This window comes from Petropleomorpha daqingensis (genome assembly GCF_013408985.1).
GTDB lineage: Bacteria > Actinomycetota > Actinomycetes > Mycobacteriales > Geodermatophilaceae > Petropleomorpha > Petropleomorpha daqingensis.
Window position 1 is genome coordinate 3,405,033 of sequence record NZ_JACBZT010000001.1, and the last position, 15,688, is coordinate 3,420,720.

Annotated in this window: 15 protein-coding genes; all 15 read left to right on the forward strand. The window is 74.5% G+C overall.

Annotated features, from left to right (window positions below; all coding sequences use genetic code 11):
• Positions 1–224: 224 nt before the first annotated feature.
• The 15 genes from GGQ55_RS28500 (at position 225) to bluB (ending at position 15,385) form a co-directional block, all read left to right on the forward strand.
• Positions 225–3,062, forward strand: a complete 2,838-nt coding sequence (locus tag GGQ55_RS28500; protein ID WP_179718682.1) for an Rne/Rng family ribonuclease — start codon at positions 225–227, stop codon at positions 3,060–3,062.
• 128 nt (positions 3,063–3,190) lie between these two features.
• The gene (rplU, locus tag GGQ55_RS16945) at positions 3,191–3,502 is read left to right on the forward strand and encodes a 50S ribosomal protein L21 (RefSeq protein WP_179718684.1); all 312 of its coding nucleotides are present in this window, start codon (positions 3,191–3,193) and stop codon (positions 3,500–3,502) included.
• 7 nt (positions 3,503–3,509) lie between these two features.
• Positions 3,510–3,767 (forward strand): 50S ribosomal protein L27, encoded by a 258-nt coding sequence (gene rpmA, locus GGQ55_RS16950; RefSeq protein WP_179718686.1) that lies wholly within the window; start codon positions 3,510–3,512, stop codon positions 3,765–3,767.
• Positions 3,768–3,845: 78 nt separating this feature from the next.
• Complete coding sequence (gene obgE / locus GGQ55_RS16955; RefSeq protein ID WP_179718688.1) at positions 3,846–5,303, forward strand: GTPase ObgE; 1,458 nt, start codon at positions 3,846–3,848, stop codon at positions 5,301–5,303.
• Complete coding sequence (gene proB, locus GGQ55_RS16960) at positions 5,300–6,415, forward strand: glutamate 5-kinase (protein WP_179718690.1); 1,116 nt, start codon at positions 5,300–5,302, stop codon at positions 6,413–6,415. Before obgE ends, proB begins: the two co-directional genes overlap by 4 nt.
• A gap of 13 nt (positions 6,416–6,428) precedes the next feature.
• Positions 6,429–6,911 (forward strand): peptide deformylase, encoded by a 483-nt coding sequence (gene def / locus GGQ55_RS16965; protein WP_179718692.1) that lies wholly within the window; start codon positions 6,429–6,431, stop codon positions 6,909–6,911.
• A 37-nt stretch (positions 6,912–6,948) separates the two neighbouring features.
• Positions 6,949–8,202, forward strand: a complete 1,254-nt coding sequence (locus tag GGQ55_RS16970) for a glutamate-5-semialdehyde dehydrogenase (RefSeq protein WP_179718694.1) — start codon at positions 6,949–6,951, stop codon at positions 8,200–8,202.
• A gap of 8 nt (positions 8,203–8,210) precedes the next feature.
• A complete protein-coding gene (locus GGQ55_RS16975; RefSeq protein ID WP_179718696.1) occupies positions 8,211–9,098 on the forward strand; it encodes an AAA family ATPase in 888 nt (295 codons plus the stop codon).
• On the forward strand, positions 9,098–10,528 hold the full coding sequence (locus GGQ55_RS16980) for a vWA domain-containing protein (protein ID WP_179718698.1): 1,431 nt from the start codon (positions 9,098–9,100) through the stop codon (positions 10,526–10,528). The genes GGQ55_RS16975 and GGQ55_RS16980 overlap by 1 nt, the downstream gene beginning before the upstream one ends.
• A gap of 277 nt (positions 10,529–10,805) precedes the next feature.
• Positions 10,806–11,573 carry a nicotinate-nucleotide adenylyltransferase gene (nadD, locus tag GGQ55_RS16985; RefSeq protein WP_366489546.1) on the forward strand — a complete coding sequence of 256 codons (768 nt, stop codon included), beginning with the start codon at positions 10,806–10,808 and terminating at the stop codon, positions 11,571–11,573.
• Positions 11,570–11,992, forward strand: a complete 423-nt coding sequence (gene rsfS, locus GGQ55_RS16990) for a ribosome silencing factor (RefSeq protein WP_179718700.1) — start codon at positions 11,570–11,572, stop codon at positions 11,990–11,992. Before nadD ends, rsfS begins: the two co-directional genes overlap by 4 nt.
• Complete coding sequence (locus tag GGQ55_RS16995) at positions 11,989–12,720, forward strand: histidine phosphatase family protein (protein ID WP_179718702.1); 732 nt, start codon at positions 11,989–11,991, stop codon at positions 12,718–12,720. Before rsfS ends, GGQ55_RS16995 begins: the two co-directional genes overlap by 4 nt.
• Positions 12,721–12,787: 67 nt before the next feature.
• The gene (locus tag GGQ55_RS17000; RefSeq protein WP_179718704.1) at positions 12,788–13,678 is read left to right on the forward strand and encodes a DegV family protein; all 891 of its coding nucleotides are present in this window, start codon (positions 12,788–12,790) and stop codon (positions 13,676–13,678) included.
• A gap of 128 nt (positions 13,679–13,806) precedes the next feature.
• Positions 13,807–14,637, forward strand: coding sequence for a helix-hairpin-helix domain-containing protein (locus tag GGQ55_RS17005; RefSeq protein ID WP_179718706.1), 831 nt, complete (start codon positions 13,807–13,809; stop codon positions 14,635–14,637).
• 49 nt (positions 14,638–14,686) lie between these two features.
• On the forward strand, positions 14,687–15,385 hold the full coding sequence (gene bluB / locus GGQ55_RS17010) for a 5,6-dimethylbenzimidazole synthase (RefSeq protein WP_179718708.1): 699 nt from the start codon (positions 14,687–14,689) through the stop codon (positions 15,383–15,385).
• Positions 15,386–15,688: the final 303 nt, after the last annotated feature.

Sequence of the window (15,688 nt, forward strand, 5' to 3'; positions counted from 1 at the left end):
GACCTGCACCACCGAAGACCTGCACCACCGAAGACCTGCACCACCGAAGACCTGCACCACCGGCCCCCGGCCGCGGCGACCGCCGCGCGGGAGCCACCCACAGACTTGATGCGGGTCGGGCGACCCGCCGCACCCCGTGCGGTCGCCCAGCCCCGCCCAACCCGCGTTCCTGCGCGGCCGCCGAGAGATCGGCGCCCGGGAACGCACACAGGAGGCGAGCCCTCGTGGCGAACCAGAACGACGACAACGACACCACCGGAGCAACCCCGGAGGCCACCCCGGAGACACCGGTCGCCGCGGAGCAGCCGACCGAGGTCGAGGAGACCCCGGTCGAGGAGCCCGAGGCCGAGGGACCGGAGGCCGAGGAACCGGAGGCCGAAGCGCCCGCCGCGGTGGCCGAACCCGAGGACGAACCCGAGCACGAGCCGCTGTCGCGGTTCGGCGCGCAGTTCAGCTCTCCCGAGCCGACCGCCGTGGTCGCCCGGCCGCGCCGGCGGGCCACCCGCCCGGCGGCCGCGGCCGACCCCGACGAGGTGCCCGCGGTGACCCCGCCGGCGCCGGCGATCCCCGCCTTCGTCAGCTTCGTGGCCCCGGCGCCCGAGGCCGCCCCGGCCCCGCGCCGGCGCAGCCGCCGTCCGGCCGAGAGCCCGGACGACGAGGCCGGCGAGGGCCCGGTCGACGAGCGGCACGAGGAGGCGGCGCCGACCCGCTCGCGCCGCAGCCGCTCGCGCCGTCGTCCCGACACCGAGGACGTCGAGGTCGCGGCGAACGAGGACGAGGACGTCGAGGACCTCGAGGAGGCCGCCGAGGACTCCGACGAAGAGGACCGCGACGAGACGGCCAGCACCGGCAGCCGGCGCCGCCGCCGTGGTCGCCGTGGCCGCGGCCGGGGGCGCAGCGCCGAGGACTCCGACGAGGACGGCGACACCGACAGCGACACCGACGGCGCCCGCGACGAGCAGGCCGACGAGGACACCGAGGACGCCGAGGGCGACACCGACGAGGACTCCGACGGCGAGGAGGCCGAGACCGGCTCCAGCACCCGTCGCCGCCGCCGGCGCCGTCGCCGCGGCAGCAGCAGCGAGGGCGGCGAGACCGGCGACGAAGAGCGTCCCGAGCGGGCCGGCCGCGACGGGCGGCTGACCAGCGACGACGACGTCCGCGGCGTCACCGGCTCCACGCGGCTCGAGGCCAAGCGCCAGCGCCGCCGCGACGGTCGCGACAGCGGCCGCCGCCGCGCGCCGATCCTCACCGAGGCCGAGTTCCTCGCCCGCCGCGAGGCCGTCGACCGCAAGATGGTCATCCGCCAGCGCGGCGAGCGCACCCAGATCGCCGTCCTCGAGGACGACATCCTCGTCGAGCACTACGTGACCCAGGCGCAGGCGACGTCCTTCGCCGGCAACGTCTACCTCGGCCGCGTGCAGAACGTGCTGCCCAGCATGGAGGCCGCGTTCGTCGACATCGGCAAGGGCCGCAACGCCGTCCTGTACGCCGGTGAGGTCAACTGGGACGCCGCGGGCCTGTCGGGCAAGCAGCGCTCCATCGAGCAGGCGCTCAAGTCCGGCGACAAGGTGCTGGTGCAGGTCACCAAGGACCCGATCGGCCACAAGGGTGCCCGGCTGACCCAGCAGATCAACCTGCCCGGCCGGTTCCTGGTCTACGTGCCCGGCGGCTCGATGACCGGCATCAGCCGCAAGCTGCCCGACACCGAGCGCACCCGGCTCAAGGACATCCTCAAGAAGATCGTCCCCGAGGACGCCGGCGTGATCATCCGGACCGCCGCGGAGGGCGCCTCGGAGGAGGAGCTCACCCGCGACGTCAACCGGCTGAAGGCGCAGTGGGAGGTCATCCAGACCAAGTCCCAGTCGGCGACCAACGCCCCGACGCTGCTCTACGGCGAGCCGGACCTCGCGATCCGGGTCATCCGCGACGTCTTCAACGAGGACTTCAAGGAGCTCGTCGTCCAGGGCGACGACGCCTGGGACACCGTCGAGGCCTACGTCGCGCACGTCTCCCCGGAGTTGGTCGGCCGGCTCAACCGGTACACCGGCGAGGGCGACGTCTTCCACGACCTGCGCATCGACGAGCAGCTGGCCAAGGCGCTGGACCGCAAGGTCTGGCTGCCCTCGGGCGGCTCGCTGGTCATCGACCGCACCGAGGCGATGACCGTCGTGGACGTCAACACCGGCAAGTTCGTCGGCTCCGGCGGCAACCTGGAGCAGACCGTCACGCGCAACAACATGGAGGCGGCCGAGGAGATCGTCCGCCAGCTCCGGCTGCGCGACATCGGCGGGATCATCGTCATCGACTTCATCGACATGGTCCTGGAGAGCAACCGCGACCTCGTGCTGCGGCGGCTCACCGAGTGCCTGGGCCGCGACCGCACCAAGCACCAGGTCGCCGAGGTCACCTCGCTGGGCCTGGTGCAGATGACCCGCAAGCGGGTCGGCCAGGGCCTGCTCGAGGTCTTCTCCGAGCCGTGCGAGCACTGCCGCGGCCGGGGCGTCCTCGTGCACATGGAGCCGGTGGACGAGAAGCGCCGCGGCGGCGGCGGTGGCGGCGGGAACGGCAGCGGCGGCAACGGCCGGCGCGACTCCGGCCGTGACTCCGGCCGTGACTCCGGCCGCGGCGAGAAGCCGCAGGCCAAGGAGACCGCCGAGGCCGAGGACACCACCGCCGAGCCCGGCCCGTCGGCCGACGAGGACGGCGAGGTCACCCGCTCGAGCGGCGGGCGGCGCAACCGCGGCCGCCGTGGCCGCGGTCAGGCGGGGGAGGAGCGCGCCGCGGAGGACGCCGCCGTCCTCACCGAGGTGCGCGAGGAGGAGTCGCCGGTCGAGATCGGCGCCTCTGCTGCTGAGGAATCGGCTCCCGCCACGGAGGAGCCGCCGGCCGGTGACGAGGCGATCGCCGCCGTCGAGACCGTGGGGGTCACCGACGAGGCGGTCGTCGAGCAGGCCCAGAGCGCCCCGCCGGTGGACGCCGACGAGCCCGAGGTGACCTCGGTCCCACGGCCGCGCCGGCGCCGGGCGGCCAGTCGCCCGGCCGGACCGCCCACCAACTGATCGGGTACGCTGGTCGGGTTGCAGGCCACCGGTCCCGGTCGGCCGTGCAGAAACCCGCCCAGCCCCGGTGAACGCCCCGAGGTGTGCGTGCGGGACGGAAAAGCGTTGCGAGGAACGAGGAGTCAGTGGTGTACGCAGTCGTGAAGGCCGGCGGCAGCCAGCACAAGGTGGCTGTCGGCGACCGGTTCACCGTGAACCGTCTCACCGGTGAGGCAGGCGACACCGTCACCCTCCCGGCGATCCTGCTGGTCGACGGGGACACCGTCACCAGCGATGCCGCGGCCCTGGCCAAGGTGACCGTGACCGGCGAGATCGTCGGCCACGGCAAGGGCCCGAAGATCCGCATCCACAAGTTCAAGAACAAGACCGGCTACCACAAGCGGCAGGGGCACCGTCAGCACCTGACCGACGTCGTGGTCCGCGACATCACGAAGGGCTGACGCCGACATGGCACACAAGAAGGGCGCCTCGTCCTCCCGCAACGGCCGCGACTCCAACGCGCAGCGGCTCGGTGTGAAGCGCTTCGGCGGCCAGGTCGTCAAGGCCGGCGAGATCATCGTCCGCCAGCGCGGCACCCACTTCCACCCCGGTCTCGGCGTCGGCCGCGGCGGCGACGACACGCTGTTCGCCCTCGAGCCGGGCGCCGTGACCTTCGGCACCCGCCGGGGTCGCAAGACCGTGTCCATCACCGCGGTCGAGGTCTAGACACTTCGTTCGTCCTCAGCGGCACCCCGGCGTCGATTCGACGTCGGGGTGCCGCTGCTTGCAGGTAGGAGCACTCCCGTGGCCGCGTTCGTCGACCGGGTGACCGTGCACGTCACCGCCGGCAACGGTGGGCACGGGGTCGCCTCGGTCCACCGCGAGAAGTTCAAGCCGCTCGGCGGCCCGGACGGCGGCAACGGTGGGGACGGCGGCGACGTCGTCCTCGAGGTCGACCCGAGCGTGCACACGCTGCTCGACTTCCACCACCGCCCGCACCAGAAGGCCGGCAACGGCCGCCCCGGCGCCGGCAGCAACCGCAACGGCGCCCGTGGCGAGGAGCGCGTGCTGCGCGTGCCCGAGGGCACGGTCGTCCGGGTCGACGGCGAGGTCGTCGCCGACCTCATGGGGGCCGGCACCCGCGTGGTGCTGGCCGCCGGCGGCAAGGGCGGCCTCGGCAACGCCGCGCTGGCCAACCCGCGCCGCAAGGCCCCCGGCTTCGCGCTGCTCGGCGAGCCGGGCGAGGCCGTCGACGCCGTGCTGGAGCTCAAGAGCATCGCCGATGTCGGGCTGGTCGGCTACCCGTCGGCGGGCAAGTCCTCGCTGGTCGCGGCGATGTCCGCCGCCCGGCCGAAGATCGCCGACTACCCGTTCACCACGCTCGTGCCGAACCTCGGCGTCGTCCGCGCCGGCGACACCACGTTCACGATGGCCGACGTGCCGGGGCTCATCCCGGGCGCGTCGGCCGGCAAGGGGCTCGGCCTGGAGTTCCTGCGGCACGTCGAGCGGTGCGCGGTGCTCGTGCACGTCGTCGACATGGCGACCATGGAGCCCGGCCGCGACCCCGAGACCGACATCGACGTGCTGACGCACGAGCTGCGGGAGTACGAGGGCGACGAGCTGGACCTGGTCGGCCGGCTGCGGTTCGCCGTCCTCAACAAGGTCGACGTGCCGGACGCCCGCGACCTGGTCGACCTCGTGCGCGCCACGCTCGAGGAGCGCGGCCTGCGGGTGTTCCCGATCAGCGCCGCCACCGGCGAGGGGCTGCCCGAGCTCGGCTACGCCCTGGCAGCGGCGGTCGAGGAGCACCGCGCCTCGCTGCCGGCGCCCGAGCCGGTGCGGATCACCCTCACCCCCCGGGCCGTCGACGACTCCGGGTTCACCGTCGAGCGCGACGACGAGGGCTTCGTCGTCCGCGGCGTCCGGCCGGAGCGGTGGGTGCGGCAGACCGACTTCACCAACGACGAGGCCGTCGGCTACCTCGCCGACCGGCTCAACCGGCTCGGCGTGGAGGACGCGCTGGCCAAGGCGGGTGCCGAGGAGGGCGACGAGGTCACCATCGGCGGGGTCACCTTCGACTTCGAGCCGACCCTGCCGGCCGGCACGCTCACGGCCGAGGAGAGCGCCGGGCTGGGCGGCCGCGGCACCGACAACCGGCTGGAGATCTCCGAGCGCGTGGGTGCGGCGGACCGGCTGGCCGCCAAGAAGGCCCGGCGGGTGCCCTACGAGCTCAGTGAAGAGTTCGAGGAGGCCGACGAGTGAGGCCGGAGTTCGCCGAGGCCCGTCGCGTCGTCGTCAAGGTGGGGTCCTCCTCGCTGACGACGGTGCCGGGCGGGCTGGACGTCGAGCGGCTGACCGCGCTGGTCGACGTCCTCAGCGGGCTGCGGGCCGCCGGGCGGGAGGTCGTGCTGGTCTCCTCGGGCGCGATCGCGGCCGGGCTGGCGCCGCTGGGCATCGCCGGCCGCCCGCGGGACCTGGCCACCGCGCAGGCGGCGGCCAGCGTCGGGCAGCTGCGTCTGGTGCAGACCTACGCCGACGCGTTCGCCCGCCACGGCGTGACCGTCGGGCAGGTGCTGCTCACCGCCGACGACCTCACCCGGCGCAGCCACTACCGCAACGCCGAGCGCACCCTCGACCGGCTGCTGGCGCTGGGCACGCTGCCGATCGTCAACGAGAACGACACGGTGGCCACCGACGAGATCCGGTTCGGCGACAACGACCGGCTGGCCGCGCTGGTCGCGCACGTCGTCCGGGCCGACGCGCTGCTGCTGCTCTCCGACGTCGAGGGCGTCTACGACGGCGACCCGCGGACCGGGCCCGCGCAGCTGATCGAGACCGTGCGCGACCCCGCTGAGCTGGACGCGATCACGCTCGGCACGGCCCGCCGCAACGGCGTCGGCACCGGCGGGATGGCGACCAAGGTGGAGGCGGCGCTGATCGCCGCGCACGCCGGCGTGCCCGTCGTCGTCACCTCGGCCGCGCGGGCGGCCGCCGCGCTGGCCGGCGAACCGGTCGGCACCTGCTTCGCGGTGATGGCGCCGCGGCCGCGCGCGCGGCAGTTCTGGCTGCGCTTCGCCACCCGGCCGCGGGGTCGCCTGCTGCTCGACGCCGGTGCGGTGGCCGCCGTCCGCGAGCGCAACGCCTCGCTGCTGGCGGCCGGGATCACCGGGCTGGCGGGGGAGTTCCTCGCCGACGACCCGGTGGAGCTGGTCGGGCCGGACGGCGTCGTCGTCGCCCGCGGCCTGGTCGCCTACGACTCGCGCGAGCTGCCGGCGCTGCTCGGCCGCAAGAGCGGCGAGCTGGAGCCGGAGTTCCGGCGGGAGGTCGTGCACCGCGACGAGATGGTGCTGGTCCGGCGCCCGGACCTGGGCTGAGAGACTGCTGGTCGTGACCGTCCGTCCCATTCGCGAGATCGGCGATCCGGTGCTGCGCACGCCCGCCGACGAGGTCAAGGCGTTCGACAAGGACCTCGCCGCGCTCGTGCGCGATCTCGAGGAGACCGTCGACCACCCCGGCCGCGCGGGGCTGGCCGGCCCGCAGATCGGCGTGGGCCTCCGGGTGTTCTCGTACAACATCGACGGCGTGATCGGGCACATGGTCAACCCGGTGATCACCGAGCGGTCGGAGGAGATCCAGGACGGCGACGAGGGCTGCCTGTCGGTGCCGGGCATCTGGGCGCCCACGGTGCGCGCGATGTGGTGCGCGGCAGAGGGCTTCGACGTCAACGGCAAGCCGCTGCGGCTGGAGGGGGAGGGGCTCATGGCCCGCTGCCTGCAGCACGAGGTCGACCACCTCGACGGCAAGGTCTTCCTCGACCGGCTGACCGGCGACGCGCGCAAGAACGCACTGCGAGCCCTGCGCAACCGCTGAGTTCTGTCCCCGAACCGCGCCGCGTACCCTCGCGGACGTGCCCGACGTCGCCGCCCTGCCGCTGATCGGAGCGTCCGCGCTGCGCGCGCGGGCCGCCGCCCGGGTGCTGCGGACCCTGCCCACCGACGTCAAGGACGGCGCCCTGGCCGCGATGGCCGACGCGCTGGTGGAGCGGGTGGACGAGATCCTGGCCGCCAACGCGCTGGACGTCAACGCGGCCCGCGCCGACGGGACGCCCGAGTCGACCGTCGACCGGCTGCGGCTGGACGCCGGCCGGGTGGCGGGCGTCGCCGAGGCGCTGCGCACGCTGATCGCCCTGCCGGACCCCGTGGGCGACGTCGTCCGCGGGTCGAGGCTGCCCAACGGGCTGGAGCTGCGGCAGGTGCGCGTGCCGCTGGGCGTGGTCGGCATCGTCTACGAGGCGCGGCCGAACGTGACCGTCGACGCCGCCGGGCTGTGCCTGAAGAGCGGCAACGCCGCGCTGCTCCGCGGCTCGGCGTCGGCGCACCGCACCAACACGGTGCTGGTCGCGGTGATGACCGAGGCGTTGTCGAAGGCCGGCCTGCCGGAGGGCTCGATCGAGCTGCTGCCGGCCGACCGCGCGTCGGTGGGTGAGCTGCTCGGGGCGCGCGGGTTCGTCGACGTCGTCATCCCGCGCGGCGGCGGCTCGCTGATCCAGCGCGTGGTGAACGAGGCGAAGGTGCCGGTCATCGAGACCGGTGAGGGCAACTGCCACGTCTACGTCGACGCCTCCGCCGACCCGGCGACCGCCGAGGCGGTCGTGCTCAACTCCAAGACCCACCGGGTCAGCGTCTGCAACTCCGCCGAGACGCTGCTGGTGCACCGCGACGTCCCGTTCCTGCCGCGGCTGCTGGCCGCGCTGGCCGACGCCGGGGTCACCCTGCACGGCGACGAGGCCGCCCGGGCCGCTGTGGACGGCGTGCTGCCCGCGACCGACGAGGACTGGGCCACCGAGTACCTGTCGATGGACATGGCGGTGCGGGTCGTCGACGACCTGCCGGCCGCGCTGGACCACATCGCACGGTGGAGCACCGGGCACACCGAGGCGATCGTGGCCGACTCGGCCTCGGCCATCGCGGCCTTCACAGCGGGGGTGGACTCGGCCGCGGTCATGGTGAACGCCTCGACCCGGTTCACCGACGGCGGCGAGTTCGGGTTCGGCGCCGAGATCGGCATCTCCACCCAGAAGCTGCACGCCCGGGGCCCGCTGGGGCTGCCGGAGCTCACCTCGACCACGTACGTCGTGACCGGCAACGGCCACGTGCGCTAGGAGATCTCTTGGCCCTGCCCCCCACCCAGTCCCCGCAGTTCTCCTCGGTCGCCGACGTCAGCAAGCGGCTGTCGGCGGCCGGCTACCTGCCCGACGCGCAGATCGCGACGACCGTGTTCCTCGCCGACCGGCTGGGCAAGCCGCTGCTGGTGGAGGGGCCGGCCGGGACGGGCAAGACCGAGCTGGCCAAGGCCCTCGCGGCCGCGACCGGCTCGGAGCTCATCCGGCTGCAGTGCTACGAGGGGCTGGACGAGGCCCGGGCGCTCTACGAGTGGAACTACAAGAAGCAACTGCTCCGGATCCAGGCCGCCCAGGGCACCGATGGCACGGACTGGGACACCGTCCACGACGACATCTTCGGCGAGGAGTTCCTGCTCTCCCGGCCGCTGCTCACCGCGATCCGGCGCAGCGAGCCGACCGTGCTGCTGATCGACGAGACCGACAAGGCCGACGTCGAGGTGGAGGGCCTGCTGCTCGAGGTGCTCTCGGACTTCCAGGTGACCATCCCGGAGCTGGGGACGGTGACCGCGTCGCGGCGGCCGACCGTCGTCCTGACCTCGAACGCGACCCGTGAGCTGTCCGAGGCGCTCAAGCGGCGCTGCCTGTACCTGGCGCTGGACTACCCGTCGGCCGAGCGGGAGCGGGAGATCGTGCTCTCGCGGGTGCCCGACCTCGCGCCGGGGCTGGCCGAGCAGCTGGTGCGCACCATCCGGGCGCTGCGGGCGCTGGAGCTGAAGAAGTCACCGTCGATCTCCGAGACCCTCGACTGGGCGCAGACCCTGCTCGAGCTGGGCCTGGACACCCTCGACGAGGGAGCGGTGAAGTCGACGCTGGGCGTGGTGCTCAAGCACGCCAGCGACCAGGAGCGTGCCGCGGCCGAGCTGCGGCTGAACTGATGACGGCGCCGTCCACGACCGCTGAGCCCGGCGGGCTGGCCGGGCACCTCGACGGCTTCGTGCGCGCGGTGCGCGAGGCCGGGATCCCGGTCGGCATCAGCCAGGCGGTCGACGCGGCCGAGATCCTGACCGTGGTCGACCTGCTCGACCGCGAGCAGCTGCGGCACGGGCTGGCCGCGGTCCTGCTGCAGCGGGCCGCCCAGCGGCCCGCCTACGACGTGCTGTTCGACCTGTGGTGGCCGCTGGGGGAGCGGCCAGCGGCGTCGGGCTCCGAGGGTGAGGACGACGACGGCGAGGGCACGCCCGGCTCGACCCTGGACCTGCCCGGCGACCCCGGTGAGCTCACCGAGCTGATGCGGGCGCAGCTGCTGCAGCTGCTGCTCGACGGCGACGACGAGGCGCTGCGCCGGTTCGCCCGCCAGGCCGTGGAGCTGCTCGGGCAGGGGCAGCCGTCGCCGTCCGGGCAGTCGTTCTTCAGCTACCGGGTGATGCGGGCGCTCTCGCCGGACACGCTGGTCTCCCAGCTGCTGGCCGGGCTGCTGGGCGGCGGCGAGCGGGGCGGGCTGGCCGAGCAGGTGGCCCGGCAGACGATCCGCGAACGGCTGGCGGCGTTCCGCGCGGCGGTCGAGGCGGAGGTGCGCCGGCGCTCGGCCGAGCAGCGCGGCCGTGAGCGGGTGGCCAAGAGCGCGGTCCGGCCGCTCGCCGACCAGGTGGACTTCCTGCGGGCGCAGGCGAGCGACCTGGCCGAGCTGCGCCGGACGGTGGCTCCGCTGGCCCGGCGGCTGGCGGTGCGGCTCTCGGCGCGCCGGCGGCACGGCCGCGAGGGCCGGCTGGACTTCCGCAAGACGGTGCGCGCGTCGCTGGGCACCGGTGGCGTGCCCGTGGTGACCCACCACCGGCCGCGCAAGGTGCACAAGCCCGAGCTCGTGGTGCTCTGCGACGTCTCCGGCTCGGTGGCCGGGTTCAGCCACTTCACGCTCATGCTCACCCAGGCGCTCCGGGAGCACTTCACCGGCGTGCGGGCGTTCGCGTTCGTGGACTCGACCGACGAGGTGACCCGGTTCTTCCGCCCGGGCGCCGACGTCGCCGATGCGGTGGCGCGGATCGGGCGCGAGGCCGACGTCGTCTCCTTCGACGGGCACAGCGACTACGGCAACGCGTTCGAGGTCTTCGCCGATCGCTGGCCCTCGGCGCTCGGCCCGAAGACGTCGCTGCTGATCCTGGGCGACGGCCGCACCAACTACCGCCGTCCGGGGCTGCCGGTGCTCGGCGACATGGTCAAGCGCTGCCGGTCGGCGCACTGGCTCAACCCGGAGCCGCGGCGGCTGTGGGGCAGCGGGGACTCCGCCGCCGACGCCTACGGCGAGGTCGTCGACATGGTCGAGTGCCGCAACGCCGCGCAGCTCGCGGACTTCGTCACGACGCTCTGACCGGCGCCGACACGCCCGGGGTGTGATCTGCGCCCCGATTCCGGGCCCGCGTCGTAACCGTTCGACTCCCTCGCCGTTGCTCAGGACGGCGCCGTTGCTCCATCCACGGCTCCGGTTGGCCCGGTTCTCGCCGGGCAGATCGCGACCGGCTGCACGGGGGAGCCGGTCGCAGACGGGCCGTCCGCCCCCGGATCCCCCCGGGGGCGGCGGTTCCGTTTCCGCGTCCTCGGCCGGTCCGGCGCAGGTGGGCCCCCGAGGCACCGGATACGCTCGCTCGGTGGTCGGCGGGCGGATCGGGGTGATGGGCGGGACGTTCGATCCCATCCATCACGGGCACCTCGTCGCCGCCAGCGAGGTCGCGGGCCTGTTCGGGCTGGACGAGGTCGTGTTCGTGCCGACCGGTCAGCCGTGGCAGAAGACCGACCGCGACGTGGCCCCCGCCGAGGACCGCTACCTCATGACGGTCATCGCGACGGCCTCCAATCCGCGCTTCTCGGTCAGCCGCGTCGACATCGACCGGGGCGGGCCGACGTACACCATCGACACGCTCACCGACCTCAAGGTGCAGCGCCCCGACGCCGAGCTGTTCTTCATCACCGGCGCCGACGCCCTCTCGCAGATCCTCAGCTGGCGTGACAGCGAGCGATGCTTCTCGCTGGCGCACTTCATCGGGGTCACCCGGCCCGGCTTCGCCCTGGCCGACGCCCACCTGCCCGAGGGCGTGGTGAGCCTGGTCGAGGTGCCGGCGCTGTCGATCAGCTCCACCGACTGCCGCGAGCGCGTCGCCCGGGGGATGCCGGTCTGGTACCTCGTGCCCGACGGCGTCGTGCAGTACATCGAGAAGCGCAGCCTGTACCGCCAGGGCCACCCCGCCCGCCGCGCCGGGGACCCCGGCCGGCCCACCGGCGGCCGCCCGACGTACGACCGGCCACCGCCGGGTACCGAGGAGGACGGCGCCGGGAACGGCCACCCGTCCTCCCCACCTTCGGCTGGACCACCGGCTGCTGAACCACCGTCCCCCCAGGCTTTCGAGGTGCCGAGATGACCGCCTCCACCGAGGCGCGTGAGACCGCGTTGGTCGCCGCTCAGGCGGCCGCCGACAAGCTCGCCACCGACGTCTCCATCGTCGACGTGAGCGACCGGCTGGCGATCACCGACGCGTTCGTGCTCGCGTCTGCGCCGAACGAGCGCCAGGTGCAGGCGATCGTCGACGAGGTCGAGGACCGGCTGCGCCAGCAGGGCATCAAGCCGGTGCGCCGCGAGGGCGTCGCCGAGGCCCGCTGGGTGCTGCTGGACTTCGTCGACGTCGTGGTGCACGTGCAGCACGCCGAGGAGCGGGCCTACTACGCGCTCGAGCGCCTGTGGAAGGACTGCCCGACGATCCCCTTCGTCGACCGCGACGCCGCCCGGCACGCGGCCGGCGAGGACACCGGCGGGCGACCCCAGGACCCGACGAGCCGGTGAGTGCCGTCCCCTCCGACCTGCCGGTGTCCCGCCTGGTGATCTGGCGGCACGGGCGGACCGAGTGGAACGCGGCCGGCCGCTTCCAGGGCCAGCTCGACCCGCCGCTGGACGACGAAGGTCGCCGGCAGGCCGCGCTCGTGGCGCCGCTGCTCGCCGCCGGGCCGGCCGCCGACCACCCCGTCGTCGTCTCCAGCGACCTGGTCCGGGCGGTGGAGACCGCACGTGCGCTGACCGATCTGCTCGGCGTGGACCTGCGCACCGACGCCCGGCTGCGCGAGCACGGGCTCGGGTGCTGGGAGGGGCTGACCCGCGACGAGGTGGCCGAGCGCTACCCGGAGCAGTTCGCCGACTGGCGGGCCGGTCGCCCGGTGCGGGGCCGCGGTGGCGAGGAGGCGGCGCACGTGGCCGAGCGGGCCCTGGCCGCTCTCGCCGAGCTGCCGGAGGCCCCGCTGGCCGTCGTGGTGACGCACGGCGGCACGGCCGGACGGCTGATGGAGGCCCTGCTCGGGCTGGACGCCGAGCACCGGCGGGTCCTCGGTCCGCTCGGCAACTGCTCGTGGAGCGAGCTGGTGTGCCAGTCCGGGCACTGGCGGCTGGTCCGGCACAACGTGTGGCTGCCGCAGCCGGTTGAGGGCGGCGGTCCGGCGCCGCGGATCGCCGTGCCGGCCGGCGCGAGCCCGGAGGAGGGCGGCGCGGCCGCCGAGTCGGACGCCGACGCCGTCCTGTAACCGGATCGGGGGTCTCCACCCCCGTCAGGCGTACGGGGATCGGGTCCGCGCGGGCTAGCCTCGGCGGGTGTCCGTCGCCGTCGTCACCGATTCGACGGCATATCTGCCCGAAGCGCTGGTCGAGCAGTACGGCATCGAGGTGGTGCCGCTCTACGTCGTGCTGCCGGGCCGCTCGGGGCGTGAGGGTCGAGACATCGGGCCCGCGGAGGTCGCCGCGGCCCTGGCGACGCGCGGTGCTCAGGTGTCCACGTCGCGTCCCACGACCGGCGACTTCGTCGCCGCCTACCGCCGCTGCCTGGCCGGCGGCGCCGAGCGGATCGTCTCGGTGCACCTGTCCGCGGAGCTCTCCGGCACCTGGGACGCCGCCCGGCTGGCCGCCGCGCAGATCGGCGAGCACATCGTCACGGTGATCGACTCGCGGGCCACCGCGATGGCGACCGGGTTCGCCGTCCTCGCCGCCGTCCGGGCCGCCGCAGAGGGCGCGGACGCCGCGGCGGTCGCCGAGGCCGCACGGAAGACCGCGGAGTCGACCAGCACGCTCTTCGTCGTCGACACCCTCGAGCACCTGCGCCGGGGTGGGCGGATCGGCGCCGCCGCGGCCATCCTCGGGTCGGCGCTCGCGGTCAAGCCGGTGCTGCACGTCGTCGAGGGCAAGGTCGTCCCGCTGGAGAAGGTCCGCACCTCGGCGCGGGCGTTCCACCGCCTGGTGCAGCGCACCGTGGAGACCGCCGGCGACGGCCCGGCCTCCGTCGCCGTGCACCACCTCGCCGCACCCGAGCGCGCCGAGCGGCTGGCCGAGGAGCTGCGCGAGCAGCTGCCCAAGCTCCGCGAGCTGTACGTCAGCGAGCTCGGCGCCGCGATCGGCGCGCACGTGGGCCCCGGCGCCGTCGGCGTCGTCGTGGTGCCCGCGCCGGACGAGGGCGCGCTGCTGGAGGTCCCGGAGCCACCGGAGGAGTGAGGTCGGCATGCGGCGACCCTGCCTGCCGCGGCTGACCGCGCGCCGCCCGTCGTCCACAGGCGGGGCCTCGATCCACAGATCCGCCAGAGCCGTCCCGGGCGGCTGATCGCCTCCCTAGCGTCACGCCGGTGCGCCTCTCCTCCCGCCGCCCCGACGACGCCGACGTGATCCGCGCGCGCCTGCGCTCGCTCCTGGACGAGAGCAACCGGGCGCACGGCTGGGTCCCGGACGACGAGTTCACCGACGACGTCGACGCGCCGGAGGCGGAGCCTCCCGATCCCGACCCGGATCGCGCGGTGCTTCCTGCGGGTCTGGGCCGGCACCGCGCCCCGGGGCCGGCGGTCCGGCTGGACCCCGGCCGCCGCGGCGCCCGCTCGCTCTGGATGGTCGGCCTGCTCGCCGCGCTGCTGCTGGCGGGCTGGACGTGGCTGGACCGCCCGCGGGTCGAGCCGGTCGACGATCCGGGCCCGGCCGCGCCGACCGCATCGGACACCTCCGCGCCGGCCACGCCGTCGGTCGGTGAGGTCGCGGACACGGCGAGCACCGTGGTCGTCTCGGTCGTGGGCCTGGTCGCCCGGCCCGGTCTGGTCACCCTGCCCTCGGGGTCCCGGGTGGCCGACGCGATCGAGGCGACCGGCGGGCTGCTGCCCGGGGCCGATCCGGCCTCGGTCAACCTGGCGGCTCTCGTCGCCGACGGCCAGCAGATCGCCGTGGGGGTGCCCGGTGCGGCGGGGGACCCGTCCGCTGCGCCGGGCACGGCCCAGGGCGGGCCGGTGAACCTCAACACCGCCACGGCGTCCGATCTCGACGCACTGCCCGGCATCGGTCCCGTGCTGGCGCAGCGCATCGTGACCTACCGGGAGCAGCAGGGCCGCTTCACCTCGGTCGAGCAGCTGGACGACGTACCCGGCATCGGCCCGTCGATCTACGACCAGCTCAAGACCTTGGTGACCGTCTGAAGGCGGGGCCGCCCGTGGCCGCCCCGGCCGGAGGCGGCAGGATGCGCGGATGCCGGCCGATCTCTACGACGTCATCTCCCGCCGCCGCGACGTGCGCACCCAGTTCACCGGGGAACCGGTCGATGAGGAGATCCTGCTCCGCGTCCTCGGCGCCGCCCACGCGGCGCCCAGCGTCGGGCTGACCCAACCGTGGGACTTCGTGCTGGTGCGGAACCTGGAACTACGCCGTAGGTTCCAGCAGCACGTCGCGGAGGAACGGGACACCTTCGCCCGGGCCCTGAGCGGTGAGCGCGCGGCCACGTTCGCTCGCATCTCCGTCGAAGGGGTGCTCCAGGCGTCCCTCGGCGTGGTCGTCACGTACGACCCGGAGCGCGGGGCACCTGCGGTGCTGGGCCGCCACGCCATCGCCGACACCGGGCTGTACTCGACCTGCCTGGCGATCCAGAACCTGTGGCTGGCAACGACCGCGGAAGGCCTCGGCGTCGGCTGGGTCTCGTTCTACCGGGAGCCCTTCCTCCAGGACCTGCTGGGCATCCCCGAGCACGTCCGCCCGGTCGGCTGGCTGTGCCTCGGGCCGGTCACCCACCTCGAGGAGACCCCGGACCTCGAGCGGCACGGCTGGCGGCAGCGCCGTCCGCTGGAGGATGCGGTGCACGTGGACCGGTACCGCGCGCCCGAGCCGTCCACAGCGGGGGCCGCTGTCCACAGTTCGCCGCGAGCCGTCGAAGGCCGCCAAGCCGCTTCGTAGCGTCGGTGCATGGCCGGTGACCAGGACCCCTCGTCCGACCGCTGGCACTGGCTCGACCTGCGGCTCGCGCCCGCGGCGGTGATCTCGTGGCTGGCCGCGCTGATCGCGCCCCGGCTGGGGACGGCGGCACTGTTCGCTGTCGCCGGCGCGGCGGTCGCCGTATCGCTGCCGCTGGTCCGCCGTCCCGGCCGGGCGGGCTTCGTCGTGCTCGGCGTGCTGGCCGTGCTCGCGCTCACCTGTGGTGCGGCGGGGCTGAGGAGCCTGGCCCGGGAGGCTTCTCCGCTGCACGCCGTCGCCGAGCGG

Coding starts and splice junctions, on each gene's coding strand:
- rpmA (WP_179718686.1), top strand. CDS start 3,510: ATGGCACACAAGAAGGGCGCCTCGTCCTCCCGCAACGGCCGCGACTCC.
- GGQ55_RS16980 (WP_179718698.1), top strand. CDS start 9,098: ATGACGGCGCCGTCCACGACCGCTGAGCCCGGCGGGCTGGCCGGGCAC.
- rsfS (WP_179718700.1), top strand. CDS start 11,570: ATGACCGCCTCCACCGAGGCGCGTGAGACCGCGTTGGTCGCCGCTCAG.
- bluB (WP_179718708.1), top strand. CDS start 14,687: ATGCCGGCCGATCTCTACGACGTCATCTCCCGCCGCCGCGACGTGCGC.